The 26,004-nt window shown below is 68.5% G+C and carries 30 protein-coding genes and 3 tRNA genes; 13 read left to right on the forward strand and 20 right to left on the reverse strand.

Annotation, left to right across the window (positions count from 1 at the left end; all coding sequences use genetic code 11):
• The 4 genes from AC14A7_RS05465 to AC14A7_RS05480 form a co-directional block, all read left to right on the forward strand.
• The coding region (locus tag AC14A7_RS05465; protein ID WP_484007000.1) for an HAD family hydrolase at positions 1-341 on the forward strand (341 nt) is incomplete at its 5' end.
• A 58-nt stretch (positions 342-399) separates the two neighbouring features.
• Positions 400-484: transfer RNA gene (locus tag AC14A7_RS05470), tRNA-Ser, on the forward strand.
• Between the two features lie 43 nt (positions 485-527).
• Positions 528-1,781, forward strand: a complete 1,254-nt coding sequence (locus tag AC14A7_RS05475; RefSeq protein ID WP_484007002.1) for an LCP family protein — start codon at positions 528-530, stop codon at positions 1,779-1,781.
• A 52-nt stretch (positions 1,782-1,833) separates the two neighbouring features.
• A tRNA-Ser gene (locus AC14A7_RS05480) sits at positions 1,834-1,922 on the forward strand.
• An 87-nt stretch (positions 1,923-2,009) separates the two neighbouring features.
• On the opposite strand, the gene AC14A7_RS05485 is transcribed toward AC14A7_RS05480, so the two are convergent.
• From AC14A7_RS05485 to AC14A7_RS05500, 4 genes are all read right to left on the reverse strand, one after another.
• A complete protein-coding gene (locus AC14A7_RS05485) occupies positions 2,010-2,849 on the reverse strand; it encodes a hypothetical protein (RefSeq protein WP_484007004.1) in 840 nt (279 codons plus the stop codon).
• Between the two features lie 70 nt (positions 2,850-2,919).
• Positions 2,920-4,215, reverse strand: coding sequence for an erythromycin esterase family protein (locus AC14A7_RS05490; protein ID WP_484007006.1), 1,296 nt, complete (start codon positions 4,213-4,215; stop codon positions 2,920-2,922).
• Positions 4,184-4,840 (reverse strand): phosphoribosyltransferase, encoded by a 657-nt coding sequence (locus AC14A7_RS05495; protein ID WP_484007007.1) that lies wholly within the window; start codon positions 4,838-4,840, stop codon positions 4,184-4,186. Before AC14A7_RS05495 ends, AC14A7_RS05490 begins: the two co-directional genes overlap by 32 nt.
• Positions 4,841-4,906: 66 nt before the next feature.
• The gene (locus tag AC14A7_RS05500) at positions 4,907-5,965 is read right to left on the reverse strand and encodes a baeRF11 domain-containing protein (RefSeq protein ID WP_484007009.1); all 1,059 of its coding nucleotides are present in this window, start codon (positions 5,963-5,965) and stop codon (positions 4,907-4,909) included.
• Positions 5,966-6,231: 266 nt separating this feature from the next.
• On the opposite strand from AC14A7_RS05500, the gene AC14A7_RS05505 reads away from it, so the two are divergent.
• Positions 6,232-6,687: a GyrI-like domain-containing protein gene (locus tag AC14A7_RS05505; protein ID WP_484007011.1), complete on the forward strand. Its 456-nt coding sequence runs from the start codon at positions 6,232-6,234 to the stop codon at positions 6,685-6,687.
• Positions 6,688-6,691: 4 nt separating this feature from the next.
• On the opposite strand, the gene AC14A7_RS05510 is transcribed toward AC14A7_RS05505, so the two are convergent.
• The 5 genes from AC14A7_RS05510 to AC14A7_RS05530 are packed head-to-tail and all read right to left on the reverse strand — an operon-like array spanning position 6,692 to position 10,801.
• Positions 6,692-7,339: a response regulator gene (locus AC14A7_RS05510; protein ID WP_484007013.1), complete on the reverse strand. Its 648-nt coding sequence runs from the start codon at positions 7,337-7,339 to the stop codon at positions 6,692-6,694.
• Entirely contained in the window at positions 7,336-8,460 is a 1,125-nt protein-coding gene (locus tag AC14A7_RS05515) for a sensor histidine kinase (RefSeq protein WP_484007015.1), read from the reverse strand. Before AC14A7_RS05515 ends, AC14A7_RS05510 begins: the two co-directional genes overlap by 4 nt.
• Before the next feature lie 4 nt (positions 8,461-8,464).
• A complete protein-coding gene (locus AC14A7_RS05520) occupies positions 8,465-9,154 on the reverse strand; it encodes a DUF2306 domain-containing protein (protein WP_484007017.1) in 690 nt (229 codons plus the stop codon).
• Between the two features lie 57 nt (positions 9,155-9,211).
• Positions 9,212-9,568, reverse strand: coding sequence for a hypothetical protein (locus tag AC14A7_RS05525; protein ID WP_484007019.1), 357 nt, complete (start codon positions 9,566-9,568; stop codon positions 9,212-9,214).
• A gap of 45 nt (positions 9,569-9,613) precedes the next feature.
• A complete protein-coding gene (locus tag AC14A7_RS05530) occupies positions 9,614-10,801 on the reverse strand; it encodes a polysaccharide pyruvyl transferase family protein (protein ID WP_484007021.1) in 1,188 nt (395 codons plus the stop codon).
• A 97-nt stretch (positions 10,802-10,898) separates the two neighbouring features.
• Between AC14A7_RS05530 and AC14A7_RS05535 the strand changes: the two genes are divergently transcribed.
• A complete protein-coding gene (locus tag AC14A7_RS05535) occupies positions 10,899-13,043 on the forward strand; it encodes a glycosyltransferase (RefSeq protein WP_484007023.1) in 2,145 nt (714 codons plus the stop codon).
• Complete coding sequence (locus tag AC14A7_RS05540) at positions 13,040-14,293, forward strand: glycosyltransferase (protein WP_484007025.1); 1,254 nt, start codon at positions 13,040-13,042, stop codon at positions 14,291-14,293. Before AC14A7_RS05535 ends, AC14A7_RS05540 begins: the two co-directional genes overlap by 4 nt.
• On the opposite strand, the gene AC14A7_RS05545 is transcribed toward AC14A7_RS05540, so the two are convergent.
• Complete coding sequence (locus AC14A7_RS05545) at positions 14,269-14,931, reverse strand: hypothetical protein (RefSeq protein ID WP_484007027.1); 663 nt, start codon at positions 14,929-14,931, stop codon at positions 14,269-14,271. The genes AC14A7_RS05540 and AC14A7_RS05545 overlap by 25 nt on opposite strands.
• Positions 14,931-15,221, reverse strand: coding sequence for a DUF7882 family protein (locus AC14A7_RS05550; protein ID WP_484007029.1), 291 nt, complete (start codon positions 15,219-15,221; stop codon positions 14,931-14,933). The genes AC14A7_RS05545 and AC14A7_RS05550 overlap by 1 nt, the downstream gene beginning before the upstream one ends.
• 83 nt (positions 15,222-15,304) lie before the next feature.
• Here AC14A7_RS05550 and AC14A7_RS05555 point away from each other — a divergent pair, with 83 nt between their 5' ends.
• Positions 15,305-15,583, forward strand: coding sequence for a hypothetical protein (locus tag AC14A7_RS05555; protein ID WP_484007031.1), 279 nt, complete (start codon positions 15,305-15,307; stop codon positions 15,581-15,583).
• On the opposite strand, the gene AC14A7_RS05560 is transcribed toward AC14A7_RS05555, so the two are convergent.
• A complete protein-coding gene (locus AC14A7_RS05560) occupies positions 15,580-16,350 on the reverse strand; it encodes an EAL domain-containing protein (protein ID WP_484007033.1) in 771 nt (256 codons plus the stop codon). The two genes, AC14A7_RS05555 and AC14A7_RS05560, sit on opposite strands and share 4 nt — an antisense overlap.
• 249 nt (positions 16,351-16,599) lie before the next feature.
• Between AC14A7_RS05560 and AC14A7_RS05565 the strand changes: the two genes are divergently transcribed.
• From AC14A7_RS05565 to AC14A7_RS05575, 3 genes are read left to right on the forward strand one after another with little or no spacing between them, the layout of a single operon-like run.
• Positions 16,600-17,337, forward strand: a complete 738-nt coding sequence (locus tag AC14A7_RS05565; protein ID WP_484007076.1) for an alpha/beta fold hydrolase — start codon at positions 16,600-16,602, stop codon at positions 17,335-17,337.
• Positions 17,330-18,718, forward strand: a complete 1,389-nt coding sequence (locus AC14A7_RS05570; protein ID WP_484007035.1) for a sensor domain-containing protein — start codon at positions 17,330-17,332, stop codon at positions 18,716-18,718. Before AC14A7_RS05565 ends, AC14A7_RS05570 begins: the two co-directional genes overlap by 8 nt.
• Before the next feature lie 40 nt (positions 18,719-18,758).
• On the forward strand, positions 18,759-19,070 hold the full coding sequence (locus AC14A7_RS05575; protein ID WP_484007037.1) for a DUF7882 family protein: 312 nt from the start codon (positions 18,759-18,761) through the stop codon (positions 19,068-19,070).
• A 227-nt stretch (positions 19,071-19,297) separates the two neighbouring features.
• Here the strand turns inward: AC14A7_RS05575 and AC14A7_RS05580 are convergent, their stop codons facing one another.
• Positions 19,298-19,615, reverse strand: coding sequence for a hypothetical protein (locus tag AC14A7_RS05580; protein ID WP_484007039.1), 318 nt, complete (start codon positions 19,613-19,615; stop codon positions 19,298-19,300).
• 121 nt (positions 19,616-19,736) lie between these two features.
• On the opposite strand from AC14A7_RS05580, the gene AC14A7_RS05585 reads away from it, so the two are divergent.
• Together AC14A7_RS05585 and AC14A7_RS05590 are read left to right on the forward strand one after the other, a co-directional pair.
• Positions 19,737-20,198 carry an MmcQ/YjbR family DNA-binding protein gene (locus AC14A7_RS05585; protein WP_484007041.1) on the forward strand — a complete coding sequence of 154 codons (462 nt, stop codon included), beginning with the start codon at positions 19,737-19,739 and terminating at the stop codon, positions 20,196-20,198.
• A gap of 96 nt (positions 20,199-20,294) precedes the next feature.
• Positions 20,295-20,367: transfer RNA gene (locus AC14A7_RS05590), tRNA-Arg, on the forward strand.
• A gap of 4 nt (positions 20,368-20,371) precedes the next feature.
• Here AC14A7_RS05590 and AC14A7_RS05595 read toward each other — a convergent pair.
• The 7 genes from AC14A7_RS05595 to AC14A7_RS05625 form a co-directional block, all read right to left on the reverse strand.
• Positions 20,372-21,073 carry a hypothetical protein gene (locus tag AC14A7_RS05595; protein ID WP_484007043.1) on the reverse strand — a complete coding sequence of 234 codons (702 nt, stop codon included), beginning with the start codon at positions 21,071-21,073 and terminating at the stop codon, positions 20,372-20,374.
• A gap of 90 nt (positions 21,074-21,163) precedes the next feature.
• Complete coding sequence (locus AC14A7_RS05600; protein ID WP_484007045.1) at positions 21,164-22,312, reverse strand: trans-sulfuration enzyme family protein; 1,149 nt, start codon at positions 22,310-22,312, stop codon at positions 21,164-21,166.
• A complete protein-coding gene (locus tag AC14A7_RS05605) occupies positions 22,299-23,660 on the reverse strand; it encodes a choice-of-anchor Q domain-containing protein (RefSeq protein WP_484007047.1) in 1,362 nt (453 codons plus the stop codon). The genes AC14A7_RS05600 and AC14A7_RS05605 overlap by 14 nt, the downstream gene beginning before the upstream one ends.
• Positions 23,661-23,730: 70 nt before the next feature.
• The gene (locus AC14A7_RS05610) at positions 23,731-24,093 is read right to left on the reverse strand and encodes a hypothetical protein (RefSeq protein WP_484007049.1); all 363 of its coding nucleotides are present in this window, start codon (positions 24,091-24,093) and stop codon (positions 23,731-23,733) included.
• A gap of 67 nt (positions 24,094-24,160) precedes the next feature.
• Positions 24,161-25,138 carry an SRPBCC family protein gene (locus AC14A7_RS05615; RefSeq protein WP_484007051.1) on the reverse strand — a complete coding sequence of 326 codons (978 nt, stop codon included), beginning with the start codon at positions 25,136-25,138 and terminating at the stop codon, positions 24,161-24,163.
• An 11-nt stretch (positions 25,139-25,149) separates the two neighbouring features.
• Positions 25,150-25,494 carry an ArsR/SmtB family transcription factor gene (locus tag AC14A7_RS05620; RefSeq protein WP_484007052.1) on the reverse strand — a complete coding sequence of 115 codons (345 nt, stop codon included), beginning with the start codon at positions 25,492-25,494 and terminating at the stop codon, positions 25,150-25,152.
• A gap of 45 nt (positions 25,495-25,539) precedes the next feature.
• Positions 25,540-25,974: a pyridoxamine 5'-phosphate oxidase family protein gene (locus AC14A7_RS05625; RefSeq protein ID WP_484007054.1), complete on the reverse strand. Its 435-nt coding sequence runs from the start codon at positions 25,972-25,974 to the stop codon at positions 25,540-25,542.
• Between the last annotated feature and the right edge of the window lie 30 nt (positions 25,975-26,004).

A 26,004-nucleotide genomic window follows, 5' to 3' on the forward strand; every position in this document is an offset into this window, starting at 1 on the left:
TGCCCGAGCACGCCATCGAGGACTTCCTCTCCGTGGTCGAGCGGATGGGCCTGCACAAGGTGAGCTACAACGTCGGCTGGACCGCGTGGCTCGACATCGCCCCGGACGGCGTGAACAAGTCGACCGCGTTGGAGCGGGTACGTGAGCTTCTGGGCATCCCGCGCTCGAGGGTGTTGGCGATGGGCGACGGCCGCAACGACATCGACATGCTCGAGTGGGCGTCGGAGTCGGGCCGCGGGGTAGTCATGGGGCAGGCTCCCGACGAGGTGGTCGAGGCGGGCAACGCGCGAACGGGCACAGACCTCGCCGACGGGGTCGCACAGTTTCTCTCAACTGTCTAGGCACATCCTCAGGGTTGACAAGTCACGCTTCGGGTACACTCGGACTTTGGTTTCCGATGGAGGGCTGTCCGAGCGGCCGATGGAGCCAGTCTTGAAAACTGGTGATGTGAAAGCATTCGTGGGTTCGAATCCCACGCCCTCCGCTCCCGAACGTCGACCAGAGGCCAGCAACCGAAGGGATTCCCCATGAGCGAGCAGCGCGCCAGATCGGCACTACGCCGACCAGCAGGAATCGCACGGCACGGTCGACTGGCCACGTCGAACCCGTGGCTTGCCGCCCTCAAGTTCGTGGGAATCTCGATCGTCGTCGTCGCGCTCAGCGCGGCCTCTGTTGTGTCGATCAACCTCTATTCCTCCTATTCCAGAGTGTCGTCTGTGACGATTCCGACGGAGGAGGGCAACGGTCCGCCCCCGAGCATCGACGCACTCCCGGGAGGATTCGACATCCTTCTCGTCGGCACCGATACCGGCGAGGGGCAGGGCGACTTCCTCAGCCACGGCCGCGGCGGCGGTGCCGGGCTCAACGACGTCAACATCCTTCTTCACGTGTCGGCCGACCACACCAATGCGGTCGCCGTCAGCTTCCCTCGCGACCTCGTGGTGCCGATCCCCTCGTGCACCAACCCTGACACCGGTCGCACGAGCGGGGCGATGGCCGCCCAGCCGATCAACGTCGCGCTCTCCTACGGCGGCCTCGGATGCGTCGCCAAGACCATCGAGAACTTCACCGGTGTGACCATCGACTACGCCGGCATGATCACCTTCACCGGGGTCATCGAGATGTCGAACGCGGTTGGCGGCGTTCCCGTCTGCTTCGCCGAGGACATCAACGATAAATTCACCGGATTCAACCGGCCCGCCGGTGTGTACGAGCTCTCTGGCTACGACGCCCTGATGTTCCTGCGCTCCCGCCACGGCGTTGGTGACGGCAGCGACCTCACCCGCATCAGCTCGCAGCAGGTCTTCATGTCGTCTCTCGTGCGCACACTGAAGAGCGCCGACACCCTCGGCGACCCGGTGAAGGTCTACAACATCGCACGTGCGGCGCTCGCGAACCTGACCATGTCGGAGGGTCTCAAGAACGTCGACACGATGGCCCAGATCGCCCTGGCGCTCAAGGACATTCCCCTCGAGAGCATCGTGTTCACGCAGTACCCGGGGTCGACCGGCCAGGCGGCCGGAACGCCGTTCGCAGGCAAGGTGAAGCCGAACACGGCCATCGGCAACAAGCTCTTCGCCAAGATTCTCGCCGACGAGCCGTTCACCTTGCCGAAGGCGGGTGACGGCGTCGGCTCGGTGGCAGACCCGAACGCCACGGCCATTCCTGTCGATCCCTCGGCAAGCCCCGACCCCTCGGCTGCGCCAACGGCAGAGGTCGAGACGATCGCCGGGCTGCGTGGTCAGACCGCCTTCGACCAGACCTGCACGGCGAAGCTCTAGCGAGCCCCGTCACGACCCTCCGCGCGAATTGGTTATGCTTGTGCGGAACACTGGAGACGTCGCATAGTTCGGCCTAGTGCACCACCCTGCTAAGGTGGAGTACCCTAACGGGTACCGAGGGTTCAAATCCCTCCGTCTCCGCACTTGAAGTCCCTCGACTTGGCGTCCCCCTCAGATTGACGCCCACCACAGAGGGGCTCGATCAGCCGCCACGTTTGGCCGGCCTCATCACTCGAGGTTTCGCCGCAGCTCGCGATAGCGCTCGGTTGCACGGTCACTTGGTTCCCCTCGTCGGCAGAAAGACAGTGCGGCCAGCTTCGGATGGGGTCGTTGCACGATCACCTCTCCCCCCTTCAGCCCAGACTCCACGACCCCCAGCGCTTCTCGGAACCTCGGGTCGTTGCGGGCGCTCGTGTAGAACGAGAGCACGTAGACGAAGTAGAAGAGGTTGTAGCTGGCGAAGGGGTAGGTGATCTGCATGAACAGGGTGCCGATCCCGAAGTGGCAGGGTCCAAGTGGGGCTCGGGTGGTCCAATGGCTGAGCAGGAAGTCGACGGCGTCGTCGAGGTTCGCGGCGCTGTGGTGTCGGTTCGCGAGTCTGAACACGTCGAGCGCGGTCAATGTCGGACCGGGGTTCGAGTACTCCGTCTCCGGGCCTCGCCCGTAGCTGAACTTGCGGCATCGCCAGCCGCCGTCGCTGTGCCTGGTGCCCATGAGCTGATCGAATGTGTTCTCGAGCCGAGGGTCGGCCGCGAAGCCAAGATGACAGAGCGCCCGGGCAGCGTTGATGGTGTGGCAGGGGTAGATCGCGCCATCGGGAGAGACCCTGAACCTCCCGTCATCCCGCAGCGCGCTGAAGATGACATGCGCTGTTCCCTGCAGAATCGGCGAGTCTGGAGGCAATCCCAGGTCGACGAGCATCGACGCACAGTCGAGAGTCGTGAACGGACTGCCTTTGCTTATGCGGCCGTCTGCGGTGGCCCAGAAATCCGCGCCGTTGTCGTGCCGCCGGGCGAGAATCGCCTCGATGTCGGGGCCGTGTCCATTGGCAATCGGGATATCTGCCATTCTGCAACCCTGATCGCCCCGGCCTTCGCTCCACAGGGGCGAAGGTCCCATCGGCGATTCGCGTCAAGGTTCAGAAGCCCGTGGGCTCCGTCTCGTACTCCGCCTCGGTCGGCACGGGCTCCGGTCGAAGGGGCACCAGCCCGGTCGACTGCTCGATCCAGAGGAACGCGTCGTAGCGCCGGCCCATCATGGTCGTCACGTAGTTGCCTGACTCGTGCTCTGGCTCGTAGACGACGCCGACCGCCCGGTGTCCCGCTGGCGTGGCCAGCCAGTGGCGAGAACGGCCGGAGAAGTCGAGCACGGCGTCGTGGCCGAGGGCATCGTGCAGAAGCGCTTCATGGCTCGCGGTGCGAGCCGGCGGCAGGGCGAGGAGGGCATCCTCCGCTCCCCATCGTGCAGCGGCGATGACGGTGCCACGATGCGTTCCCATGCCGACAAGCAGCACATGCGCTTCGCCGTAGCGTTCACGCAGCAGCTGACCGAGGTTGAGCATGCCGTGCGCCGCCATGCTCGTCGCGCGCGCGTCGCCGATGTGCGTGTTGTGCGCCCAGACCACGCCCTTCGAGCCCGACCCGTGGTGCATTGCGAGGCGTTCGATCGTGTCGGCCATGTGCACATCGCGGATGTTCCACGATCCGCGGTCGCTGCGCACCATCGCACGGTAGTACTGCTCTGCCCCCGCGGCGACCTCGGCGTTCTGGATCGCGTCGAGGTCGGCGGAACTCGCTGAGCGAGCCTCCTCCCGCACCCGCGTGAGCAGCTCGACGACCTCCGCCTCGCAGCCCTCCGGCACGAGTCGCGTGCTGAAGGCGTAGCGCTGGGGATCCTCCCCGTAGGGAGCGAAGCAGCGCAGGGCGGTGTAGGCGGAGGGCAGGGACGTCGGCGCGTTGGCACCGAGCCACTCCATGACCCGGTGCAGCGAATCCCAGAGGGAGTAGACATCCATTCCGTAGAATCCGACCCGATGGTGCGTGCTGCGCGAGAGATTGAGCTCTCGCAGCCAGTCGAGGAAGTTCGCGACATCGATGTTGGCCCACATCCAGGTCGGCCACCGTTCGAAGGACCGCAGCATCTCTGTGGCGTCAGATTCCGGAGACTCGATTCCCCGAACCCATCGGTCGATGCGCCAGCAGTCGGGCCAGTCGCCCTCGACCGCTATCCAGGTGAAATCCTGCTCCTCGATCAGGCGACGGGTGAGCTCTGCCCGCCACGCGTAGAACTCATGGGTGCCATGGCTCGCCTCACCGATGGCCACCACGCGGCGGTGCCGAGCCCGCTCTACCAGCGAGCCGAGATCGGCCGGGCTCTGCAGCGGCGCGCCGAGACCGCGAATGTCATCGATCGCCGTGGCGTGGTTCATTGCCATGGTCGTTGCCTCCCTCGTTCGAGTCATGGCGGCGGGCAGCGTCGAGAAGGGCGGCTACCTCGTCATCCTCCGTCTGCGCGAAGTCGACGTAGAAGCGGCCGACCGCGCCGAAGTCGCGTGGTCGAAGAAGGCAGAGAACGTCGTCGGCCCCGCGGATCTGGTTCGTCGCCTCGACGCTGCCGACGGGCGCTGCGACGATCACCTCTCGTGCCCCGAAGCGTCTCGCGGTCTCACACGCCGCAGTGGCGGTGGCCCCGGTCGCGATTCCGTCATCCACGATGACGGCTGTGCGGCCCGTCAGGTCTGGAGGTGGCACCGAGCCGCGAAAGCGCGCGACGCGCGTGGCGAGTTCCGCGCGTTCCCGGCGCTCAACGTCGGCAAGCGCGTCGATCGCGATTCCTGCCCACGCCACCGTGAAGTCGTCGATGACTCGAACGCCGGCCTCGCTGATGGCCCCCATGGCCACTTCCGGATACCCGGGGATTCCGAGTTTGCGCACGATGATGATGTCGAGGGGTGCGTCGAGACGTCGAGCGACCTCGGCCGCGACGGGAACTCCTCCGCGCGGCAGGCCGAGCACCACCGGCCTGTCGATGGGCACGGTGGCGAGAGCCTCGCCGAGCATGCTTCCAGCCTCAACCCTGGTTGAGAACCGGGTGATGGCGTCGGCTCGAGTGTGGGAGGAGCGCAATCAGACCACCCCGCTTCGTGAGGACTGGCGAGAGGCCATGGGGTACCGCAGTATCGCCGCGACCGGATCGACGGTCGGGAGGTCGGCTTCCTGCACCGGCACGATCGTTGCGTCAGTCGAGAGTGCGGCACGCACGGCCTCGTCGACCTGGTCGAGGGTCGTTGCCACCGAGAACGCCTGGCTCGGAACGAGCGCCCGACGGTTGACGTCGACGAGAAGGGTGTCGGCTGCTCCCACGCGACATGCTTCGATCACCGGCTCCAGCTCGACCAGCACCCGACCACGCGCCGGCATCTCCGCGAAGCGATCGAGCACGGCGCGAGTGCCCAGCTCACGCTGCTTGGCGGCGATCGGCCAGGCAAGGGCGGCGAGCTCCGCGACCGTCGTCTCGTCGTGATTGCCGGCGATTGTCTCGTCGGCGAGCCGAAGGGTGTGGGGGATCGACCGGAAGATGCTGGCGAGCGGCTCGGCTCCTGCAACGATGACGAGCGGTTCTCGCCCCCGCAGCTCGGCTTCCACGGCGCGCCAGACCGCCCGACCGTACTCGCGCAGCCGCTCCTTGGGATCCTCCGAGGTGCGCAGGTGCGCAAGGGTGTCGCGGTCTCCGGTGAGGTCGAGCGGCACCGCCTCCTCCACGTTTGTCGGAAGCCCCGGCACCAGGATGAGCTGCGGATTGAGCGGGCTGGCGTCGATGAGCCGCACCCGGTGGGCTGACAGGGCGAGAACAACGACGCGAAGCGAGGTCGCGAGCGCCTCGGCCACGAGGGGTCCGATGAGGAACCGGTCGGAGGCATGGGCGACGGGATGCGGACTCGTGACCATCGGATACACCGTCAGCTCGGTGTCGGTGGCGAAGATTCCGACGCTGTGCGCGACGCCCGTGTTGACCGGGCCGATCGCGTCGCCGGCGTCGTGCAGCCGCTCGCGCATCAATGAGGCCTCGACGTCGGTCGCGCCAGAGACACGAAGCTGCTGCTCGATCACCGCGGTCGCGGCGTTGGCGTCGCCAGTCCCGCGGGTGCCGTGCAGCCAGTCCTCGATGGGACCGTAAATCGTCACGCACCACGGTGAGCGAACCTCTGCCAGAGGTCGTACCTGATCCATTGTGACCATCGCAGCCACCCCTTCCCTTCCTCGCGTCGTCGCGGTCGTCGTCGATGCCGTCGTTAGTGCCGTCGTCGTCGGTGCTGGCGATCACTTCGATGAAATGGCGGCGCCGGGCCCGCCGACAGGGCCGATGGTCCTACGAGGGTCACGAGCACCCATCGACACGGGTGGGACTTTCTACCCTGTCGGTGCCACGGCTCGACGCCGACAGTCGAAAGATGACCGAGATCCAGATCACAGAGCACGTCGAGCAGCCAACCGCCGGGGTGCGAGAGCAGGTGCCTATGGGCCAGTTGAGCGAGTTCTTCTCTCGGGCCTTCGCCGAGACGCTCGCGGCACTGGAATCCGCTGGTGTCACGCCGACCGGGCCCCCATTCGGCAAGTACTACGGAATGCCAACGGATACCGTTGACGTCGAGGCGGGGTACCCCGTCGCGACCGCGATCACGCCGACGGGCAATGTCGTTCCCGGCTCGCTTCCCGCGGGGCGCGTTGTCGAGGCAGTCCACGTCGGTCCGTACGACTCCATTCGGCCGACCTACGACGAGGTGCAGCGCTACCTCTCCGACGCCAACCTGACGCCGGGCACCGTCATGTGGGAGAGCTACCTCAGCGACCCGGCCGTCGACGACCCTGCATCGTGGCGCACCATGATCTGCTGGCCCGTGTCGTGAGCAGCTAGCGCGACCGACCGAGCGCCCAGATGGCGAGCTCGACGCGATTGCGGGCGTCGAGTTTCGTCATGAGCCCGGTCAGGTGTGTCTTGACCGTGCCGAGACTGATGAAGAGCTCCGTCGCGATCTCGGTGTTGCTGAGACCACGGGCCACGAGGGCGAGCACGTCCTCCTCGCGTGGAGTGAGCGGCTCCGATGGCGGGCGAGACGCGGATGCCGGCTCGCGACTGGCGAACTCCGCCAGCAGCCGAACGGTGACGTTCGGTGCGATGAGCGCATCACCGGCGGCAGCAGCCCGCACGGCCTGGCCGAGCAGCGCCGGGCCCGCGTCTTTGAGGAGGAAGCCGCGCGCTCCCGCGCGCAGGGCGGAGAAGACGTACTCGTCGAGGTCGAAGGTGGTGATCACGACGACGGCGAGGGGATCGGCGACGAGCGGCCCCGCGACCGCGCGCGTCGCCTCGATTCCGTCGGTGAGCGGCATCCGGATGTCGAACAGGCACACGTCGGGTCGCAGCTGGCGCGCGAGCGCGATGGCCTCGGTGCCGTTGGCGGCCTCGGCGATCACCTCGATGTCGTCCTCTGCATTGAGGATCATGCGCAATCCTGCCCGCACGAGCTCCTGGTCGTCGGCGATGAGCACCCGGATCGTCATGCAGCCCATCCTGCCCGTGGCAGCGTCGCCCTGGTTACCCAGCCGCCCTCGGGGTTGGGGCCGGCGCTGAAGGAGCCACCGAGGAGGGAGGCGCGCTCCGTCATGCCGGGGATTCCATATCCCGTCGATCCCGCAGAGCCGCCATCGCCGTTGTCGCGCACTGTCAGGGTCGCACCGACCTCGTCGACGACGAGCAGCACGTCGACGAGTGTCGCGCCACGTGCATGCCGGCGGGCGTTCGTGACCGACTCCTGGGCGATGCGGTACAGCGCAGCGGCGATGGCCGGAGGGATCGCGTCGGCTGCACTGTCGATGCGCACGCCGACGGAGGGGCCGTGGCCGTTCCCGCCGGCGAGGGAGGCGAGCTCGGCGATGCCAGGCAGGGGAGCGACCTCCGCTGCCTCGGAGTCACGGAGGGTGCGAACCATCGCCCGCATCTCGCTGAGCGTGCGGGAGGCCTCCGCCTCGATGATCGTGAGCGCCGTCACTGCCGCCGTCGGGTCTTTCGCTGCTGTGGCGATTCCCGCCTGAGCCTGCACGGTGATCGCCGACACATGGTGGGCGACGATGTCGTGCAGGTCGCGCGCGAGCCCGGCGCGCTCCCTCGCCCGCACTGACTCGAGCTCGCGAAGACGCGCGGTCGCCCGCTGGCGCAGCAGCGCGCCGATGAGGATCGTCACGAGCATGACCGCGGCGCCGCCCGCGAGCGTTGGAACCCAGTCGGCCGAGACGATGGTGGCCATGACGATCGAGAAGCAGATGAGAGCGACGGCACCGACGCGAGCCCGGCCGGTGCCCCAGCGGAAAACGGCGTAGACGAGCACGAGCACGAACGCGGAGCTCACCAGCTGCACGTCACGGCCGACGATCAGAGACACCGCCTCTGTCGCAACGTAGGCGATGGCGAGCATCGTGAGCGGCCGCTGGCGGCGCCAGAGCAGAGTCGGAACGATCGCAAGCGTGACGAGCGTCCACGCGGCAAGGCCGGGCTTCTCCCACTGGGAGAGGCCCTCGATGAGGATGAGGGGAATCAGCAGCCCGACGAGCGCCCAGTCGCGCCACACCCGCCGCGGCGGTGCCGGGGTCGCGGCCGGTGCGTCCCAGCCAGCACGCACGCTCATGGCCTCATGATAGGCGCGCGACGGCGCGCGCCCTGCTGCGCTCGAGGCGCGATGCGCGCTCTGCGGCCGCCACCCGACGACGACGCCAGATCACCAGCTCTGCGATGCCGAGGTTGATGATCCAGGCGGCACCCATGGGCAGCGCCTCTGAGGTCTCCTCCATCGGGCCGATCGTGAACGTCCAGATGATGGCGGTGATGACCTGGGTGCCAGCGGCGATTCCGATCGCGTACGCCCTGGTGACCCAGGCCCCGTGGGCCGCGAAGTCGCGGAGCGCGAGGGAGCGCACGCTGAGCACGAGCGAGAGGAACATCGCACTGCCGAAGATGAGCCGGAAGATGCTGAGACCGGGGCCGTCTGGCGATGGCGCGACGTAGAACACCGTCATCCACAGCCCGGAGAGCGCGGCCACCATCCCGGCGGGCAGGAGCACATAGCCGGCGCGGCGGTGCCAGCTGCGCCGACCCCGGCGCAGCCCCGGCAGGAACTGGAACGACCCGACGACGCAGAAGAGCGTCGCGCCGATGATGTGCGCGAGCACAGGGAATGGCATGGCGAACGCCCTGGCATTGTCTGGGGTGATCTCCGCTCCGGTTGCGAGCTCGGTGATGCGCAGGGCGCCCGCGATCACGGGCACCAGGCTGAGGATGATCAGGCCCGTCGGAATGAGCCAGCGCGTGCGGGATGGTTTCATGCCTCGATCCTCGCGAGCCGGGGAGCCCACGACCTCCCTCCACCGGCCAGACCCCGGTCAGCCGTTCGGCCGAGAGGCGGGTGGCCCGCCCTGCCACGGCGCGGGCGCGAACCCCATGGGAGACAGGGTCGACAGCCAGTGGCGGTGGGCGTTGGCAGCGGCGGCCCGCAGGGTGCGGTAGTAGCCGATGAGGTGCCGGTCGGTGCTGACCGGGGCGAAGGTGACGGCGCGGTAGCCGAGCTCTCCGCCGATGCGCACGATCTGCAGCACCGCGTACTCCGCGCCATATGGCGTCGTCATGTGCCAGCATCCCGGTCGCTGTTCGACCGCCGCGAGAACCGGGTGCCACTCTGCGGTGTGGCCGGCCTTCGCGCGCGCCGCAGCGTCGAATGCGTCTTGTCGCGAGTGGTGCATTGCCTCGGCTCCGTGGTGGAGCAGCCGGCCCTGCTGCTGTCGATTCTACGAGCGGTGCGCCGACATCGCGAGGGCGGCGACGGCATCCCACCATGCGGCGGTCGATGCCCGCTGCTCTTCGGCGAGGCTCAGTCCGCTCTGCTCGATCGACGAGCGCTGCTGCCACACGTCGGCGAGCAGCGATGGGCCATCGTCGGCGATGAGCGCGTCGATGGGCAGCAGCGACGACTGGCCGAAGTTGGCGAGGGCTCCCGTGAGCTTCGTCGTCGTGTAGTCGTCGACCGGTATGGCGATCGTCGGCACACCACCGGAGACGGCGAACACGGCGGGGTGGTAGCGGCTGCTCACCACGAGGGACGCACCGCGGGCGAGGGCGGCACTCTCTGCCGCGCTCGCCACGCGAGCCGTGCCGCTCTGCTGCTGCATGGCACTGCGCACGAGCTCGTGGATCACCTCGTCCCCGCGCGGCAGCCCGGCGAACGGCGCGAAGTGGCCGGAGAAGACGACGCCGAGCCCCGTCGTCGACGCGACGGCGTCGAGCAGGCGCGCCACGGCATCCACGAACTCCGCGCGGTCGCCAGTCCCCGTGTGGGTCGAGAGCGTCACAAGGCAGTACGGGAACGGGGGGCGGGGCGCGGATGACGCAACGAGGTCGGCGAGGAACGACGCGTCATCCGCGTGCAGTTCTGCGCTCACCCCGAGGCGCTCGGCGAGGGCGAGCGAGTCGCCCTCGCGCACGCCAACCAGGTCGGCAGAGCGCAGCAGGCCGGCGAGCAGCACGGTGTCGGCGTCGTCGAGCTGCGGACCGAGGGTCTGCCCGCTCACGACGAGAGGTGTGCCGGCCGCAACGGCGAGGGCACCGAGGGTCGCCCGCTCGAAGATGTGGCTCGGCCAGATGGAGGTCATGTTGCCGCCGCCGGCGATGACGACGGCGTCGGCGGTCTGCACGGCCCGCACGATGTCGACGGCCGGATCTCTCGGCTGGATCCTGCCGGTGAGGATCTCGTGCATGCGCCGCTCGCTCGCGGCGCGGTCGCCGCCCCCGAAGCCGAAGGTGCGGATCGCGTCGATTCCGTACCGCTCTGCCGAGTCGGGGAGGTTCGACGACAGCCCGGTGATGTCGGTCGCGCCACGGGAGCGGAGCTCGATGGCCATGGCCTCGAACATGGCTTCGTCGCCCACGTGAAGCATGCCGTCGAGGGGGCCGATATCGCCGATGGAGACAATGCGCATACCACTTGATATCACGCGACGGAACAGCCAGCTTGCCGTCGGGTTCGACCGATACGATTGCGGGTCGGCCGCCTCGGCCGCGCTGGAAGGAACTGCCGTGGGAATCCTGACGTCACTCGATGCGGTTCGCAATGCCGACCGCGTCATCGACGCCCTGCGTCTTGCCGACGACCTCGCGTTCGATGCCAATCGCGACGGTGGTGCGCGCACCATCCGGGTTCTCACCTCCGCGCTGCAGGGCGACGACCAGATCGCCGCCATCGCCGCCGTGCATGCCCTCGCCCAGGTCTTCGATGCCGAAGCCGATGTCGCGCTCTCCGCATTGCTCAGCGACGACCGCGGATTCATCCGCGAGCACGCGGCGTGGGCCCTCGCCTCCCGCCTTCCCCGGTTCGACACGATCGGCCGTCTCGTGGCCACCGTTGCCGCGGGCGGCTTCGGCGGCATGCTCGCCCAGCGCACCCTCGAGCAGTGGTCGGCGCCAGCGGCCGCTCCCGTTGCCATCGGCATCGAGGGCGCCCTGCTCGGCATCACCGACCCGGATGCCCGCTACCGCCTCATCGAGACCCTCGGCCTTGTGCGCGACCGCATCGCCTCCGGGCCCCTGCTGCGCATCGTCGCCGACCCGCTCGAGACCGACCAGGTGCGTGTCGCGGCGATCTCCGCCCTCGGTCAGCGCCGCACCGACCAGGAGGTGCCGGCCCTGCTCGACAGTCTCGCCTCGGGGGACGGCGTGCTCGCGGATGTCGCACGCCTCGCCCTCGTCGACCTCGCCGCTGCACCCCTCGCGCCGCGCACCCCCGGCCGGTTGAGCGTCGCCCAGCTGTTCCTGCACGCCGACATCGATCCAGAACTCGCCCACGCCGGTCGTGGTGACAACGGCGGCATCGCCACCCTGCTCGTTCGGCTCGGCGACGCGATCGTCGCGGGCAATCCCGGCGCCCGTGTGCTGACGATGTCCCGGGGATCGGTCGGCGACGCTCTCGACAGCGTCACCTCGATCACGGGGGCCAGCGCCGGGCACTCCTATGGCCGCATCCCGCTGCTCAGCGAGCCGGTGCAGTCGGCGAACGCGTGGCCGCTGCGCGTGGCTGCTCGCCGCGGCATCCGTCGCCTGCTGCGCGCGTCCGGCGGCATCGACGTCGTGCACCTGCGCATGGCCGACGTCGGCAGCCTTGCCGCGGCCGACGTCGCACGCGAGCTCGACATCCCGGTCGTCTTCACTGTCGCGCCAGACCCGCACGCGGTCATCAACACCCTCGACCTCTCTGGCCGGCTCTCGCACCGCAACTTCGGCGACGTCGACGAGACGGAGCACTTCTGGTTTCGCGCTCGCCTCGTGCAGCAGCTCGCCGCCAACGCGGCGCACACCGTGCTCTTTCCCCGCCCCGCCCTCGCAGAGGACATGCGCACGCTCGTCGGCATCGACATCACGAAGCATCCTGAGCGCCACTCGATCGTTCCGGAGGGCATCGACCTCGACGTCGTCGACCGGGGCGTCGAGGAGGCGGCAGACTACTCCGCCGGGCAGCCGGCGACGCCAGCGCTCGCAGAACTCACCGAGCTGCTCGAGCAGCTGCCGGCCGAGCGGCGAGGGCTTCCCCTCATCGTCAGCGTCGGCCGCTTCCACCGCGTCAAGGGCATGGCGACGATCGCCGACGCCTGGTCGCGCGGACCGCTGCACGAGCGAGCCAACCTGCTGCTCATCGGCGGCGACCTCGTGAGCCCCTCGGCCGACGAGCGGGAGCAGCTCGCCCTCATCGACGCGACGGTCGAGCCGACGCGGCGGCGTGAGGCCGGCCTCATCCTCGCGGGCCACCGGCCCAACGACACGGTGGCGCGGTGGGTCGCGGCAACACGGTTCGGCGTACCCGGTCTTGCCGCGCCGCGCGGTATCTACGTCTGCGGCAGCCTCAAGGAGGAGTTCGGCATCGCCCTGCTCGAGGCCATGGGGGCCGGGCTGTTCGTGGTCGGCCCTGACGCGGGAGGCCCAGCCACCTACGTCGAGCAGGGCGTCACCGGTGTGCTCGCGCCGACGTGGGATCCCGCGCGCCTCGGTGAGGCGATGACAGTGGCCCTCGACGCGTCGCAGGGCGAGTCGGGCGAGGTGCGTGCGCTGCGCTCGCGGGCGACCGTGGAGAAGAGCTTCACCATCCAGGCCATGGCAGCCGCCCTCGACGGCGTCTACGCGCGCGTCGACGAGGAGGAGAGCGAGCTGCGCGAGTCGGTGTCGTCGCTGTGACACTGCTCGTCATCAGTCCCGACTACGCCTCGCACCTGCTGCCGCTCGCGACGCTGGCCACGGCGTGGAAGGCCGCGGGGCACCGAGTCGTGGTTGCGACGGGGCCGGCCACGGCATCCATTGTCGAGTCCTTCGGGTTCGAACGGGTCAACCTGCAGCTCGGCAAGGGCTCCAACCCCGGCACCATTCGCGCGGAGGACCAGCCGACGGGGGAGGACGACGCGCTGCGCGGCTTCTTCGACGCCACCCGTCTCGGCATGGTCGAGACCCTCGAGTACCAGGCAGAGGCACGCCTGAGCGACCTCATGTGGGAGCCGGTGCGCGTCGGTCGCGAGGTGCAGGCGGTCGTGAGATCTGTGGCGCCAGACCAGATACTCGTCGACCACCTCGCGTTCAGCGCGCGGCTGGCGCTTGCCGCGGCGAAGGTGCCGTACGCGGATGTCGTGCTCGGGCATCCATCAGCGCTGCCCCAGGCCGGCGAGGTTTACGGGTTTCCGCCAGCCTGGCCCGCCGCGTTCACTCCCAGCGCCGACAGCCTCGATCGCCTTCGCGAGCTCTGCGAGCGGGTAGACGCGCGCTTCACCGCGGAGTGGAACGCCGCCCTCGCCGAACTCGACCCGCAGGCGTCGCCGAGCGCGAGCGCCTTCGCCGAGCACGGCGACACCCTGTTCTTCAACTACCCGGCAGAGCTCGCCGAGCCGCGGGATGGCGTCTTTCTCGGCTCGGCCGTGCGGGCAGAGCCGACCGACGACGAGGTAGAGGACTGGCTGGCCGCGAGCGACGAGCCCTTCGTCTATGTGAGCTTCGGCAGCTTCCTCTCTGTGCGCGACGACGTGCTGCAGCGCGTTGCCGACGCCATCGCCTCCCGTGGCCTCCGCGCCGCGATCGCCACCGGCGAGAGCACGGTTGTTGCGCCGGCCGGCTGGCTCGTGCGCGGCTTCCTTCCCCAGGTGCGGCTGCTGTCGAAGGCCGCCGCTGCGGTCACCCATGGTGGCAACAACAGCGTCACCGAGGCCATGAGCGCGGGCGTTCCGCTGCTCGTGCTGCCATTCTCGACCGACCAGTTCGCGGGCGCCGCGGCGATCGAGAGCAACCGTCTTGGCCTGGCCCTCGCGCCGAACACTGCGACGGTGGACGAGCTGGCGGATGCCGTTCGCCGGGTTCTCGACATCGGCCCGCTGCCGATCGCGGCGTCGCTGCAGTCGCGGCCAGGAGCCGCGCGTGCCTACGAGGCCGTGAACACCAACTGAGTCATCGCCTCTCGCGAGGTCGAGGCGTCGGTGTAGCGCTGCATGAGCGCCGCATTGAGGTCGTACTGCGGGCCCTCGCGCAGCTGCGTCTCGTGGTGGAGGGCGTACACGGCACCGGGATGGCGGCGCGGGGCTTCGCCGAGGAGCGTCTCGTGCGCGACGTACCAGGCGGCATCCTCGAAGCCCCAGCCGCGAAAGCGCTCGTCCTGCCCGCCGTGGTTCCACCACGTGGCCGGGGTGGTCACGTAGACGCCGCTGCGAGCGCCGATGACGAGCTCGTACTCGCAGTCGGCCGGATCTGTGCCGGAGAGGAACTGGGCGGTGCCGTCGCGGCCGAGCCAGTGGTAGCGGTCGTACGGAAGGTGAACGACACCGCTCGTCGCGGCCTGCTCGATGGCCTCCAGCAGCGGGTCGAGCTCTGGAACGGTGTCGGCATCGTTGATGACGACGACCTCTGACTCATCGGCGATGGAGCGAATACCGAGATTTCGGCACCGCGAGAGGTTGAACACCTCGTCGTCGGAGTCCACCGGCACGATGACGGCCCCGGGAACGTGCTGTGCGTACCACCGCTGCAGGGCGTCGAAGGCCGCTACCCGCGACGGCTGCGACCGCCACGGCACGAGGATGGTGACCACTATGCGGTCGCCTTCGGCTCCACGCGAAGGCCTCCGGGCGAGTTTGCACCCTCGATGAGCTGGTCGAGCCACTCGCGGTCGATGTCCTGTGCTCCGTCGTCGAGCCGGAACTGCATGGCCGTCACCGGCGAGACCCACAGGGTCGTTCGCGTCGTGCCAGCGCCTGGGAGCACGAGGGCGAAGCTCTCGTTGCGGCGCAGCTTGGCGAGGCTGACGATCTCGACATGGGCGAGGGTGCGGTCGTCTAGCTCGAAGGAGTCTGCGGGTGTTCCGTACATCAGCTGGCCCATGGTTGCCATCCTATTCTGACGGGTACTCTGGCTTGACCGGCCGCGAATGCGGCGCCGCCACTCTCAAGGAAGCTGGTCTCCCTGTGATCGTCAACAGGCTCACCGTCGATGGCCGTGACTACTTCCTTCCCGACCCGGTGACCGAGTTGAAGGGCCGCATCCTCGAGGCCATCAAGGCCGGCGGCGGCTACGTCAACATCCCGCCGCTGCGATCGGGGCCTGGCATCGACATCCTCTTCTCGCCGGGCATGCCCGTCGTATGGACGCAGATCGAGGTGGGTGGCGACCCCGCCTCTGCCACGGAGCCAGAGGCCGATGCGAGCGGCACCGATCTCGACGACGCGAGCTTCAGCCACCTCTAGTCCTCCAGCAGCCGCTCGAGGGTCTCACACGACATGGGGCGGCCGATGAGGTAGCCCTGCCCGCGTGCACAGCCGAGGACGCGTGCCCGGTAGAGCTGGCCGATCGTCTCGATGCCCTCCGCGACCACGACGATGCCGCGGGGTGTCACGGCAGCGACGATGCTCGTCATGAAGTCGGATGCCTTCGTCGTGCCGTCCTGCAACAGCGACAGGTCGAGCTTCACCTCGCTCGCCGGCAGTGCATCCACGAGTGCGAGTGTTGCGTGACCAGCCCCGACGTCGTCGATGGAGACGCCGATTCCGAGGGATCGCAGCTGCTCCAACAGGGTGACGACCTGGGGAAGGTCCTCGATCGGCAGCGACTCGGTGATCTCGATCGTGAGGGCGTTGGCCGGCAGCGACTGGCGGGCGAGACCGGCGGCGATGTGCTCGACGACTCCGGCGTCCCGCAGCTGCACCGGTGAGACGTTGACAGAGACAGAGAGCGGGATGCCGCGGTCGGCCCAGTCTGCCGCGCACTTCATGCCCTCATCGAGCATGAACCGCCCGATCTCGTGGATCGCACCGCTGTCTTCTGCGAGGGGGATGAAGTTCGACGGCGGCACGATACCGAGCGTCGGATGCCGCCAGCGCACGAGCGATTCCGCCCCGAGGATCGCCCCAGTGGCAAGGTCGGCCTGCGGCTGGTACTCCGCGTAGAACTCGCCACGCTCGACGGCTCCGACGAGGGCGTCAGCGAGGGCGCGGCGATCGGAGAGGGGAGGCACCGTGCAATTCGACGCCCTCGCGGCATCCGAGTCAATTGTGCAGAAAATGTTGCGGCGGGGTGGGGGAATGGATATGGTGCCCGAAAAATCAAGCCCCTCTGGCGAATTGCCGCGCGAGGGCGCGCCCCGTACTTTTAGGAGTGGCGACCGCCCCGACCCGAAGCAGGCAATGTGAGTCCAGTACTGAGTCGCGAGGCCGTCGTGGCACGCAACAACGTGGTGGTCTCCGGCAACCCCGATGGCCGGCCGATGCTGTTCGCGCACGGGTTCGGCTGCAGCCAGCAGATGTGGCGCTATGTCGTGCCGCACTTCGCCGAGCGTTTTCGCATCGTGCTGTTCGACCACGTCGGAGCGGGCGGTTCCGACCTCTCGGCATACGACCCGCCGAAGTACGACGCCCTCCACGGGTACGCGGCCGACGTCGTCGAGATCATCGAGGCCCTCGACCTGAGTGACGTCGTGTTCGTCGGCCACTCCGTCAGCGCGATGATCGGGGTGCTCGCCTCGCAGCGGGTGCCGGAGCGCTTCGGGGCCCTCGTGCTCGTCGGCCCGTCGGCACGCTACGTCGATGCCCCTGGCTACACGGGCGGATTCACCGCAGACGCCATGGACGGACTCCTCGACGCCCTCGACGCCAACTACCTCGGCTGGTCGGGCGCGATCGCCCCGGTCGTCATGGGCAACAGCGACAGGCCAGAGCTGGGGGAGGAGCTGACAGAGAGCTTCTGCCGCATCGACCCCGCCATCGCGCGGCATTTCGCGCGCGTCACCTTCCTGTCAGACAATCGCGGAGACCTGGCGGGTGTCACCACCCCGACCCTCGTGCTGCAGTGCACCGACGACGCCATCGCGCCGCTCGCTGCCGGGCGGTTCGTTCACGAGGGCATTGCCGGCAGCGAGCTCGTCGTGCTGACCGCGAAAGGGCACTGCCCCAACCTCTCTGACCCCGACCAGGTGGCCTCCGAGATGGCCGCCTTCCTTGGCTGACCCCTCGCACTACGCGGCGCTCTGGCACTCCGCCCCGTGCGGCCACCTCGTGACCGACGACGCCGGCACCATCGTCGACGTCAACGCCACGCTCCTCGCCTGGACGAGCTACGAGCGCGACGCCCTCGTCGGCACGGCGTTCGCCGACCTGCTCGACCCGGGCAGCCGCTTCTTCTACGAGACGCGTCAGATGCCGGTGCTTCGCCTCAACGGCGAGGTGCGCGAGGTCTCGCTCTCCCTTCGCCGACCCGACGGAAGCGCGTTCCCCTCGCTCATCAACGCCGTTATCGCCGACGAAGGCACCGTGCAGGTCTCCGTCTTCGACGCCACAGAACGACACGGCTACGAGCGGGAGCTGCTGCTTGCCCGCCGCGCGGCCGAGGCCTCAGAGCAGAGCGTGCGGGTGCTGCAAGACGCCTCGCGCGACTTCGGCGACGCCACGACCTCTGCAGAGCTCGCGGAGGCCGTGGTGGCGAGCGTGCGCACCGCCCTGACCGCCACCTCCGTCGCGCTCGTCATGCCTGGCGCGGATGGCGCTCTCGTCTCGGTGGCCGGGCTGCACGAGCCCGGTGCCGTCGCAGAGGACTGGTGGCCATCGGCCGTCGCCTTCACCGAGGCGCGCATCGTCGCCGTCGCGAACCCGGAGGAGGCGTACGACGAGCGTGTCGCCAACGGGCTGCGCGGGGCGCAGTTGGAGGCGGTGCTCGCGGTGCCGCTGCTGGATGCCGCGGCTGGTGCTGCATCCACTCCGCTCGGTGCGGTCACGAGCTTCTTCGGCCGCGGACGCAGCTTCGACGAGGAGACGATCGCCCTCGCCTCCGCGCTCATGCGCCAGGCGGCCCAGGCGTTCGAGCGGTTGCGCCTCACCGCGAAGCTGGAGCAGCTGGCGCTGCGCGACCCGCTCACGGGGCTGGCGAACCGCTCGCTGCTGTCGGAGATCCTCGGCCGGGCTCTCGCCCTTGCGGCGCGTGAGGCCTCGCACCTCGCCGTGCTCTTCCTCGACCTCGACGGCTTCAAGCTCGTGAACGACACCCTCGGCCACGCGCGCGGCGATGCCCTCCTGCTCGAGGTCACCGATCGCATCGCCGGGGCCGTGCGGCAGAACGACGCCGTCGGCCGGTTCGGTGGCGACGAGTTCGTGATCGTCTGCGAGCTCGCCGACGCGGATGCCGCCGGTGCGATCGCAGAGCGCGTGCGGTCGGCGCTCGCGGCTCCGTTCACCGCCACGAGCCTCCCGGTCAGCGCGAGCATCGGCATCGCGCTATGGGGGCCAGACGACTCGGTGGCGACGACCGTCGACCAGGTTCTCATCACCGCAGACAACGCGATGTACCGCGCGAAAGCAGCCGGCAAGAACCAAGTGATGATCGATCACGTGTGAAGATAGTGATCCGAAAAGGCTCAGCACAGGAAGGACCGTCGTGGGCACCCTCACCTATGATTCGAAACTGACCGCGACGTTCGACGACCGCGTGCTCGCCCACCTTCAGGTAGTGATCTGGGCCAAGATCCGCCGCGGTGAGCAGTTCTCCTTCACCTGGACCGACCCGTCGCGCAATGGATACGGCCGCACCTCGATCTGGATCAGCCCGACGATCTCGCTGAGCTTCCAGTACTTCGGCAGCAAGTCGCCGGCAATCAACGGGCAGTGGGTTCAGGCCCTCACCAAGTCGGCGAACTCGGCCGGTGGTCTTCAGCTCGTGCCGGAGCCCGGCGGGCCAGAGGCGCCGTAGCGCGTGTGACTAGTGCGCGCTGCGCAGCTCCCAGCCGGTGCCTCGTGCAACGACGCTGAACTCGACCTCGTGACCGTGTGTATCGGCCGCTCGCAGTGCCCAACCCTCGGCGCTTGGCTCCGCGGCGGTCACGCGAAAACGAGTGCTGGCATACACGATCCGCACGGGTGCACCATTCGAGAACCACAGGGCCACCGGGGCCCCGACGCTCGACGGGTGCAGCAGACTCATCGCAGCAGCACACCGAAGGTGTAGGCGATGCCCAGCAGGGAGAACAGCAGAAGGCCGATGGTCACCCGGCCGACGACCCGCTCGCGCTGGTCGATGTCGATGCCGAGGTTGTCGTGGTCGATTGCGACCTGCGCAGAGGTGAAGTCGTCGAAGCGGCCGACGATGCGCCCCCGCGCGTCTGTCGAGATGTAGCGGCCGTCACGGCGCTCGATGGTGCCGAGCGGGTCGTTGCCGTTTGCGGCGACCCAGAGGCCGCGGTCGGGGTTCGTCCACGAGACGGAGCTAGCGTGCGGCCTAGTGAGTGCGATAGTCATTCGGTCGATCCTTTCCGTCTTTTGGGTGGTTCCTGAAAAGTACCTCAACCCTGTTCGGGGGGCACTTTTCCCGGCAACGGTTGACATTCCGCCCGTCGAGGAGTAGCGCTACTGTCGTTGCATGGCCGAGCCGCACCCCCGGGTAGTCGACCCGCAGCATCCCGTTGTCGCGTGGGTGCGCGGGGTCTGCATGGGCTACCCAGAGGCCGCGGAGGTCGAGGCGTGGGGAAGGCCGACGTTTCGGGCAGGCAAGAAGATCTTCGTGCTGGTGGGGGCATCCATGGATGACAGCCTCACCATGGTCTTCAAGCCCGGCTCCGCAGATGAGCGGCTCTCCTACCTCGAGCGCCCCGGCTTCTACAGCCCGCCATACTGGGGCCCGGGCGGATGGCTCGCGGCTCCCCTCGATGGCCCGGTCTCGCGGGAGGAGCTCGCCGAGATCATCGACACGTCGTACCGAATGGTGGCTCTCAAGCGGCAGGTTGCGGCGCTCGATTCCACGGCCCTCCCCTCATCACCTCACGAGATTCAGGCCCACCCGCCCGCCGTCGTCGATATAGCCCCGGATGCTGCCTCAGCCTGAATTTCGCACGCTCACTGGGTCGGTCTTGGACGGTGCGAACGGCTGGTATAGTTTTCAGGTTGGCTTCGAGTCGTACGTTCGAAGTTCAACGCCAATGCGCCCGTAGCTCAGCGGATAGAGCAATTGACTACGGATCAATAGGCCGGGGGTTCAAATCCCTCCGGGCGCACTACTCAAAGCCCTCGCGAATGCGGGGGCTTTTGTGGTTCGTGGGCTGCCGTGGTGGAGCGCGCGGCCGCATCCGCTGGTGCGAGTGGGCCAAGGGCCGGGGCCAACAGGCCGCTGATGGTGCCGAGGACGGCACCGGCCGCGGCACCCGCGAGCGCTGCGAGCAGTGCCACCGGCGCGAAGGCCCAGTCTGCCTCCGGAGTTGTCGCCCCGGCGAAGATCGTCACCATCGCCGGCATCCACGCGAGTGCGCTGACGGTGATCCATCTCCATGGATGCCGAACCAGGCCGACGAGTCCGCCTGCCTGTGCGGCCCCGAGTGCGACGCCCATGACGCCGCCGAGCGCCCCGGCCATCAGCAGCACGAGGGGGAGCGGCGGCTCGGTTCCGTCGGCGGGCGTCAGTCGACCCGGAGCCGATGCGGCAGCCCAGCCGATCCCGGCGACGAGCACCGTCGAGACAACCCACCGCCGAGCGCTGAGACCGGGAAGCCAGCGCTGCAGAACCAGCCACTGCAGAAGGCCGAGGGCGAGCCCCTCGACCAGTCCACCGCCGATGATCAGGAGAAGGGCGAGGGCGGGGCTCCCGTCGCGCAGACTCTGCACGGCGTCGGCGGCACGCGCGGCGGCGGCCGACGCCGACATGCCTATCGTCTCCGCGGCGGTGCAGGCGAGGATCCACGGTGCGAGGGGAAAGCTGCCGGTCATCGGGGTCTCCCGTCAGTGGTCGTGACCACCTCAAGTTGACGCCAGCGAGACCCGCCCCCACAGGGTCGAAGGTCCTCTGCGGGGCTGCGCTCAGTGCGCCGCCGCGAGCGCCTGCTCGAGGTCGGCGATCAGGTCGTCGACGTTCTCGATGCCGACGGAGAGGCGCAGCAGGTCGATAGGCACGGGGGAGCCGGCTCCCTCGATGCTCGCGCGATGCTCGATGAGGCTCTCGACGCCGCCGAGCGAGGTCGCACGCTTCCAGAGCCGGGTGGATGCCGCAACCGCGACCGCGGCGGACTCGCCGCCCGCGACCCGCACCGACAGCATCCCGCCGAAGCCGCCCTGCATCTGGCGGAACGCGACCTCGTGACCGTGACCGGACACCAGCCCGGGGTAGAGCACCTCGGCAACGAGCGGATGGCCGTGGACGTGCTCGGCGATCGCCAGGGCCGAGGCGCTCGCGGCCTTCACGCGCAGGTAGAGCGTGCGCATGCCGCGCACGAGCAGCCATGACTCGAAGGAGCCGAGGGTGCCGCCGCCCTGGGCACGCACGGCACGCACCCGCTGCCAGTGCTCGTTGTCGGCTCTGGTCGTCAGTGTGCCGGCGGTGAGGTCGGAGTGCCCGTTGAGGTACTTCGTGGCCGAGTGCATCACGAGGTCGGCGCCGTGCTCGATGGGCCGGGTGAGCACGGGGGTGGCGGCCGTCGAATCGACCGCGAGCAGGGCGCCGGCCGCGTGCACGATGGATGCCGTCGCTGCGATATCCGTGATCGTCCAGAGCGGGTTGGCCGGGGTCTCGATCCACACCAGCTTCGTGGAGCCGGGACGCACCGCTGCCGCGACCTCGTCGACAGACGTCATGTCGATGAGCTCGACATCCAGTCCCCAGGAGGTGGCGAAGCCAAGGAGCCAGTTGCGCAGGCTCCAGTACATGACCTTCGGGGCGAGCACGTGGTCGCTGGGGCGGAGGCCCTGGAAGACAGCGGTTGCCGCCGCCATGCCGCTCGCGAACAGCAGCGTCTGGTGCCCGCCCTCGAGCGAGGTGATGACCGCCTCGGCCTGGTCGAAGGCCGGGTTCTGGTCGCGCATGTAGACGCGGCCAGAGCTGTAGCCGTTGTCTGCATCGCGCAGGAAGGTGCTCGAGACGTGGATGGGCGGGTTGATCGCCCGCGTTGTCTCGTCGATCCAGCCGAGCGCCTGGGCGGCTACGGTCTCGGGGCTTGCATCATCGATTGGCATGAGCCAATGCTAGACAGCGCTGGCGGCGCGACCACAGCAGCCAGACGCCGAGGCCGGCCATAGCGGCAGCGAGGCCTAGCAGAAGGCTGGACTCATCGCCGGATGCGGCCAGCGTTGCCGCGGCGACCGGTGCGATGTACTCGTACGCACCGGAATCGTTGGGAAGGGAGCGAGGCAGACCGCGCGCATCTGAGGTGACAGTGGAGGCGCCGGGCACCGCGTCGACCGCGACGCTCGTGGATGGAAGAGCGATCGTGCGAACGGCGCCGCCGTTGTCGGCAAGCACGGATGCGCCGAAGAGGCTTGCCGTCGTCAGCCCGAAGCGCGTGCTCGGGTCGAACACGGCAACCGCTGCATCGAGGTAGTTCTCTGTGGCCAGATCGGTGGTGAAGAGATTGCCGCCGAGGTCGGTCGCCGGAGCCGCCCCGTCGATGGCGATCTCGGTGCGCGTGTTGTCGGCGAAGATGTTGCCCCGCAGCTCGATCAGCGCGTTGCCGTTCGACCAGATCGCCTGGCCACCGGAGGGCTTGTCGATGAGGTTGTCGCGAAACGTCGACTGCTGCACGATGCCGCCGCTGATCGTGAGGGTGGCGCCGAACCCGGTGACGTCGGAGACGGTGTTGCCGACGAAGGTCGAGTTGGCCACGACGACGTTACTGGCCGCAGCGGCTCCACTCGATGAGACGGCGGCGTTGCCAACGAAGGTCGACGAGTCGAGTGTGAGCGTCGATGTCACGATGGCACCGCCATAGCCGGAGCTCGAGTTGGAGTCGAAGGTCGTCGAGCTGAACGACGAGTCGCCGCCGTAGTACGCGCCGCCGCGCTCGGCGCTGTTGCCGGTGAAGGTTGACCGCTGCACGGTTGCGGCGCTGGCCGCGAGCGCCCCGCCGCGACCGGCCTGGTTGTCGTCGAAGGTGGAATCGGAGATCGCGACAGTGTCTCCCATGATCGCACCACCGAAGCCGAGGAGTTCCCGGCCACCGGTGAATCGGATTCCCTGCACCGTGAGGGTGCTCGGTGCCGACGATATGAGGATGCCGTGGGTGATGCTCGCGCCGTCGGGCACTGCCCGAAGCACAGCACCGGGGAGCCCGAACATGGTCACGTCACGGCCGTACTGCAGGCGCGCATCGAGCGCGATCTCGCCGCTGACGCAGATGACAGGCACGAGCGCGTCGTCGAGGAGCAGCTGGATATCGGCGGCAGTGTCGGGACTCGCCACGGTGTTGGCCGTGGTGCAGTCGCCCGCGGTGGCCGCCTCGGCAGGGGAGGCGGTCGCCACGGAGGCCACGGTGAGGAGCCCGCCGATCGCGATGACAGCGACGACGAAGGGAAGAGGTGTGCGCACGGGGGTCTCGGGTTCCGTCGGGGGCAGGGAGTGCTCGCAGTCTATGGCCGACGCGTGCGGCGACGGGGCTCTAGCTGTGGCTCGTCCAGACGGTGGCGATCACGATGTTCGCGACCGTCAGGCCACCAAGTACGGGAACCACCCAGCTGGCGAGTGTGTCGCGCTTCTTGTTGACGAGGGCGATCACGAGGATCGCGATCAGGATGGCGAGCTTGACCCCGATCTTGACGTTGTTCACGTCATGGCCGAGCGGGTACTGCAGGCCGACAAGGATGATGCCGGTGGCGAGCATCGTCCACGCACCGTGGACGATCGCCGGGAGGATGCGGGTCGTGCCGAGCTTGATCGAGGAGATCTGCACGAGCACGCCGCCGAGCAGGCTTGCGACGCCGATGATGTGAAGGGCGAGCACGACATTCTTGAGGATTTCCATGGCCCGATGCTACCGAGTTGGCGCCGAAAGGGCCCCGCCGTGGTCGACGGGGCCCCACAGCATGCCGCTAGGCGGAGACGGGCTCCAGCAGCCCTTCGAGCCGGGCGTAGCTCGTCTCCATGCCGCTGGTCATTCCTGTCGCGAGGATCATGTCGCGCATCTCGGCGTTCGCGTAGGTGATGACGAGTGAGAGCAGCGTGCCGCCCTCGACGGGAGTGAGGGTGAGCTCGTTGCGGGTCGAGCCCTCCATCCCGATCATCGACTCTGTCGTGACCGCGCGGTACGGCTTCTCCGACTCGAGCAGCTCCCCGGTGAAGCCGAAGCCCTCGCCGCCGCCCTCCGGCTCCCACATGTAGCGGTAGGTGTCGCCGACGGCGGTCGCGATCTCGCAGACCGGCATTGTCCATCCGTCGGGGCCGAGCAGCCACTTCCTCATGAGGTCGGCGTCGTTGTGCGCCTGCCAGACCTGCTCGACGGAACCGCGGATGACGCGGGAGACCCGCACCTGGGTGTCGCTGAGCACCTGCGTGTCGACCGAGCGGTCGGCGGCGAAGGCGGCGAGGTCGGCGAGCACGTCGTCGATCTGCCCCATGGCCTCCGTCAGCCCCTCGAGCATGCCCATCTCGACGAGCTGGTTGAGCTGGTCGGCGGAGTCGAAGCGCGAGGTGGTCGTCAGTCGCGAACCGGTGTCGGTCTTCTCGAAGACGAAGGCCACACGCGTGGCCGGCATGTCGGTGTTGGGAGCCCCGGTGGAATCCGCGAACCAGTCGATGACGTCGAAGGATGTCGGCTTGCTGACGTCGGTCCACTCCCAGCAGCCGTAGCTCTCGTCGCCCCCCGGGCCGGTCATCTTGTAGACGCTGCGGCCTCCCGGTGCCGCGTCGTGGCGAAGGAACGTCGCCGGATAGGTGGGCGGGCCCCAGAAGCGCTCGATCTGCCGGGGGTCGACGTAGGCGTCCCAGACGCGGGAGACCGGGGCGGCGAAGTCGGCGACAACAGTGAGGGTGAGGTGGTCGAGGTCCTTCTCGACAGAGGTGACGGGCATGATGAGCCTTTCTACGTGGATTCTGGTTCTTCGAGCAGCGCGTCGAGGCGGTCGATCCTCGCGCGCCAGATCTGCTCGAACTGGTCGAGCAGGCGCTGCGCCTGGCGGATGCGCTCGGGGTCTCCCCGCACCATCCGCTCCCGGCCGCGCGGTTCCTTGGTCACGAGCCTCGCCTCCTCCAGGACGGCGACGTGCTTCTGCACCGCCGCGAACGACATGTCGTACGCGTCTGCCAGCTGCGAGACCGAGACCTCGCTGACGAGGGTGCGACGCACGATGTCGCGGCGCGTCGTGTCGGCGAGAGCCCGGAAGATGCGGTTCACGTCGTCGTCGGTGAGTTCTGTTTGTACAACCATTTGGTTGTACGTTACGCCTCCCTCATGGGGAGCGCAAGAGCCGTCTCAGACCTTGTCGGTGCGGGTGTACGCGAAGCGGTCGACGCGGCGGCCGGTGATGTCTGTCGGCGTGATGCGCACGTAGTTGAACTTCGGCGTCTGGCTCCACGAGACGAGGTGGTTGACCCCGGTCTCGATGATCTCGGCGTCGCTGTTGAGTCTGGTGGCCCTGCCGTGGATGACGACGCTCGAGTGCCAGCGCCCATCGAAGCTGTCGGCCTCGAAGGCAACGAGGGGAGCAGCGGTGAGGTTCATGAGCTTCGACCCCGGCCCGGAGCGGAACAGCACGGTGTGGTCGTGAACGAGGTAGTTGATCGGGAAGATGTCGACCATGCCCTTGGCCGCGGTCGCGAGCCGACCGAGACCGCCGGAGTGCAGGAGCGCCCAGCACTCCTCCTCGCTGAGCACCTCGATGTCGAAGGATGGACCCGTATCGCTCACCAGCTGCTCGCTTCTCTCCGCGCCCCGCCC

Source organism: Conyzicola sp., from assembly GCF_057073975.1.

Coding starts and splice junctions, on each gene's coding strand:
- AC14A7_RS05525 (WP_484007019.1), bottom strand. CDS start 9,568: ATGCACCACTCGCGACAAGACGCATTCGACGCTGCGGCGCGCGCGAAG.
- AC14A7_RS05585 (WP_484007041.1), top strand. CDS start 19,737: ATGGCCGAGCCGCACCCCCGGGTAGTCGACCCGCAGCATCCCGTTGTC.
- AC14A7_RS05610 (WP_484007049.1), bottom strand. CDS start 24,093: ATGGAAATCCTCAAGAATGTCGTGCTCGCCCTTCACATCATCGGCGTC.
- AC14A7_RS05510 (WP_484007013.1), bottom strand. CDS start 7,339: ATGACGATCCGGGTGCTCATCGCCGACGACCAGGAGCTCGTGCGGGCA.
- AC14A7_RS05495 (WP_484007007.1), bottom strand. CDS start 4,840: ATGCTCGGCGAGGCTCTCGCCACCGTGCCCATCGACAGGCCGGTGGTG.
- AC14A7_RS05595 (WP_484007043.1), bottom strand. CDS start 21,073: ATGACCGGCAGCTTTCCCCTCGCACCGTGGATCCTCGCCTGCACCGCC.
- AC14A7_RS05600 (WP_484007045.1), bottom strand. CDS start 22,312: ATGCCAATCGATGATGCAAGCCCCGAGACCGTAGCCGCCCAGGCGCTC.
- AC14A7_RS05615 (WP_484007051.1), bottom strand. CDS start 25,138: ATGCCCGTCACCTCTGTCGAGAAGGACCTCGACCACCTCACCCTCACT.
- AC14A7_RS05530 (WP_484007021.1), bottom strand. CDS start 10,801: ATGCGCATTGTCTCCATCGGCGATATCGGCCCCCTCGACGGCATGCTT.
- AC14A7_RS05475 (WP_484007002.1), top strand. CDS start 528: ATGAGCGAGCAGCGCGCCAGATCGGCACTACGCCGACCAGCAGGAATC.
- AC14A7_RS05565 (WP_484007076.1), top strand. CDS start 16,600: ATGCTGTTCGCGCACGGGTTCGGCTGCAGCCAGCAGATGTGGCGCTAT.
- AC14A7_RS05550 (WP_484007029.1), bottom strand. CDS start 15,221: ATGGGCCAGCTGATGTACGGAACACCCGCAGACTCCTTCGAGCTAGAC.
- AC14A7_RS05515 (WP_484007015.1), bottom strand. CDS start 8,460: ATGAGCGTGCGTGCTGGCTGGGACGCACCGGCCGCGACCCCGGCACCG.
- AC14A7_RS05580 (WP_484007039.1), bottom strand. CDS start 19,615: ATGACTATCGCACTCACTAGGCCGCACGCTAGCTCCGTCTCGTGGACG.
- AC14A7_RS05505 (WP_484007011.1), top strand. CDS start 6,232: ATGACCGAGATCCAGATCACAGAGCACGTCGAGCAGCCAACCGCCGGG.
- AC14A7_RS05490 (WP_484007006.1), bottom strand. CDS start 4,215: ATGGCAATGAACCACGCCACGGCGATCGATGACATTCGCGGTCTCGGC.
- AC14A7_RS05520 (WP_484007017.1), bottom strand. CDS start 9,154: ATGAAACCATCCCGCACGCGCTGGCTCATTCCGACGGGCCTGATCATC.
- AC14A7_RS05620 (WP_484007052.1), bottom strand. CDS start 25,494: ATGGTTGTACAAACAGAACTCACCGACGACGACGTGAACCGCATCTTC.
- AC14A7_RS05485 (WP_484007004.1), bottom strand. CDS start 2,849: ATGGCAGATATCCCGATTGCCAATGGACACGGCCCCGACATCGAGGCG.